Raw genomic sequence first — 2,926 nt, 5'->3', positions numbered from 1 at the left:
GTGGTGCGGTCCTTGAAGTCGAGGATGCGCGAGAACACTTCCGCGCCGACCACCAGCGCCTTGGTCGCGGCGCCGCTCTTGATCATCGCGTCGGCGACGGTCAGCGCATACACGAAGCCGGAGCACACGGCCTGCACGTCGAAGGCGGCGCAGCCGTGGATGCCGAGCTTCTGTTGCAGCAGGCAGGCGGTGGACGGGAACACCATGTCCGGCGTGGACGTGGCGACGATGATCATCATCAAGCACAGCACGAACTATCTGACGGCCTACGCGCATAACCAGACGTTGCTGGTGAAGGAAGACCAGGTGGTGCGCAAGGGCCAGAAGATCGCCGAGATGGGCAGCAGCGACGCGGATTCGGTGAAGCTGCACTTCGAGGTGCGCAAGCAGGGCAAGCCGATCGATCCGTCGAAGCTGTTGCCCGCGCGCTGAGGGCGCTCAAGGAGGCGCCGCAACATGACCTTGCAACGCGCCTCTTCGTCAGATGGACTCTCGCCCGACGGCCTGGACCGCCCCGGTCATCCAGGCCGTTTCAGATTGCCGCCCGAACTGGCGGCCGAGTCCGCCGAGCCGGCTGACGACCATGACGCCGCCGCGCCGGCCGAGGGCGATGCGGCGGACAGTCCCGAGGTCGTGGCCGACGAGGACGATGAAGTCCGCGCGCTGCGCAGCGCCGAGTCCGAGGACGGCAAGAGCAAGTCCAGGAACGGCAAGGGCGACCTGGGTCCCGCCGACGGCGACGCGACCAACGCCCTGCAGGCCTACCTGCGCGACATCCGGCGCACCCCGCTGCTGACGCCCCAGGAGGAGTACGACACCGCCGTCAAGGCGCGCGCCGGCGACTTCGAGGCGCGCCAGGCGATGATCGAGCACAACCTGCGGCTGGTCGTCAGCATCGCCAAGAACTACCTGGGCCGCGGCCTGCCGATGAGCGACCTCATCGAGGAAGGCAACCTCGGCCTGATGCACGCGATCGGCAAGTTCGAGCCCGAGCGCGGTTTCCGTTTCTCGACCTACGCCAGCTGGTGGATCCGCCAGGCGGTGGAGCGCGCGCTGATGCATCAGGCGCGGCTGGTGCGGCTGCCGGTACACATCGTGCGCGAGCTCAATCAGGTGCTGAAGGCGCGCCGCGCGCTGGAGGCGCTCGCGGCGCAGCGCGGCGGCGAAGGCGCGGTGCGCGCTGAGGATGTCGCGCAGGCGCTGGGCCGACCGGTCGACGAGATCGCCGAGCTGCTCGCCTATGCGGAACTGCCCAGCTCGCTGGATTCGCCGGTGGACCGCAATGGCGACGGCGGCGAATCGATGCTGGACCTGGTCGCCGACGAGCAGGCGGTCGACCCGGCGGGCCACCGGCTCAGCCATGAGCTGGAGGACCTGCTCAAGAGCGGGCTGGCCTCGCTGAGCGACCGCGAGCGGGAGGTGCTCGCCGGCCGCTACGGCCTGGCCGACCGCGAGCCCGAGACGCTGGACATCCTCGCCGTGCGGCTGGGCCTGACCCGCGAGCGCATCCGGCAGATCCAGATCGAGGCGCTGGCCAAGCTCAAGCGCAACATGATGCGGCAGGGCATCAGCCGGGATTCGATCTTCTGAACCCTGAACACCGCTGGCACCGTTGCTTTCCCTGGCCAGCACCGCCGTACCGCGACGACCCCTCACCCCCAACCCTCTCCCCGCAAGCGGGGAGAGGGAGTTCTGTCGAGCGCCTGTCGCGATCCGCGCTGGGATAATGCGCGCCCATGACTGATGTATCGGAATGGCTGAAGGTCGAGTCGCTGGACCTTGAAGCGCAGGGCGTCGCCCACAACAGCGAAGGCAAGGTCGTGTTCATCGAGGGCGCCTTGCCCGGCGAAGAGGTCCAGGTCGCCGTCGGCCGCAAGAAGAACAACTGGGAGCAGGCCGCGATGATCGCGATGCGCCGCGAGAGTGCGCAACGGGTGCGGCCGGTCTGCCCGCATTTCGGGCTGCATGCCGGCGCCTGCGGCGGCTGCAAGATGCAGCACCTGCATCCCGGCGCTCAGGTGGCGGTCAAGCAGCGCGTGCTCGAGGACAACCTGTGGCACCTCGGCAAGGTCAAGGCCGAGGCGCTGCTGCGCCCGATCGAGGGGCCGGCCACCGGCTACCGCTATCGCGCCCGCCTGTCGGTGCGCTACGTGCCGAAGAAGGGCCATGTGCTGGTCGGCTTCCATGAGCGCAAGAGCCGCTACATCGCCGACATGCAGGTCTGCAAGGTGCTGCCCGAGAAGGTCAGCGCGATGCTGCTGCCGCTGCGCGAGCTGATCGGCGCGATGGACGGCCGCGACCGCCTGCCGCAGATCGAGTTGGCCATCGGCGACAACGGCGGCACGCAGGTGATCGCGCTGGTGCTGCGCCACCTGGAGCCGCTGAGCGCGGGCGACGTCGCCCGGCTGCGCGCCTTCGCCGCCGAGCACGGGGTGCAATGGTGGCTGCAGCCCAAGGGGCCGGAGACGGTGCACCTGCTCGATGCGGACGGACCGGAGCTGGCCTACACGCTGCCGGAGTTCGGCGTCGTGATGCCGTTCAAGCCGACCGACTTCACCCAGGTCAACCACCACATCAACACGGTGCTGGTCGGCCGCGCGCTGCGGCTGCTGGGCGTGCAGGCCGGCGAGCGCGTCATCGACTGGTTCTGCGGCCTGGGCAACTTCACCCTGCCGCTGGCGACGCAGGCGCGCGAGGTCCTCGGCATCGAGGGCAGCGAGGCGCTGGTGCAGCGCTCGCGGGAGAACGCCAAGCGCAATGCGCTCGACCACAAGGCCAGCTTCGTCGCGCGCAACCTGTTCGAGATGACCCCGCAGCTGCTGGTGGCCGACGGCGCCGCCGACCGCTGGCTGATCGATCCGCCGCGCGAAGGCGCCTTCGCGCTGGTCAAGGCGCTGGCGGACCTGGTCCAGGACCCGTCGCTGGC

At 69.3% G+C, this 2,926-nt stretch carries 2 protein-coding genes and 2 pseudogenes; 3 read left to right on the top strand and 1 reads right to left on the bottom strand.

Annotated features, from left to right (window positions below; translation table 11 throughout):
• Nucleotides 1-236 (bottom strand): annotated as a pseudogene (locus FUT87_RS16855) (3-oxoacyl-ACP synthase); the annotation flags it as partial.
• On the opposite strand from FUT87_RS16855, the pseudogene FUT87_RS16850 reads away from it, so the two are divergent.
• The 3 genes and pseudogenes from FUT87_RS16850 to rlmD all read left to right on the top strand — a co-directional run.
• Nucleotides 229-432 (top strand): annotated as a pseudogene (locus FUT87_RS16850) (peptidoglycan DD-metalloendopeptidase family protein); the annotation flags it as partial. The pseudogenes FUT87_RS16855 and FUT87_RS16850 sit on opposite strands and share 8 nt — an antisense overlap.
• A 24-nt stretch (nt 433-456) precedes the next feature.
• Entirely contained in the window at nt 457-1,590 is a 1,134-nt protein-coding gene (gene rpoS, locus FUT87_RS16845) for an RNA polymerase sigma factor RpoS (protein WP_091724843.1), read from the top strand.
• A gap of 146 nt (nt 1,591-1,736) precedes the next feature.
• A partial coding sequence (rlmD, locus tag FUT87_RS16840) for a 23S rRNA (uracil(1939)-C(5))-methyltransferase RlmD (RefSeq protein ID WP_147241759.1) occupies nt 1,737-2,926 on the top strand: 1,190 nt, incomplete at its 3' end.

It is taken from the genome of Mitsuaria sp. TWR114 (genome assembly GCF_007997345.1).
The sequence above is the reverse complement of the archived record's forward strand: the minus strand, read 5'-3'. Positions and strand labels throughout refer to the sequence as shown.

Excerpts from the sequence above, each read along its gene's own strand:
- rpoS (WP_091724843.1), top strand. The coding sequence starts at position 457 with ATGACCTTGCAACGCGCCTCTTCGTCAGATGGACTCTCGCCCGACGGC.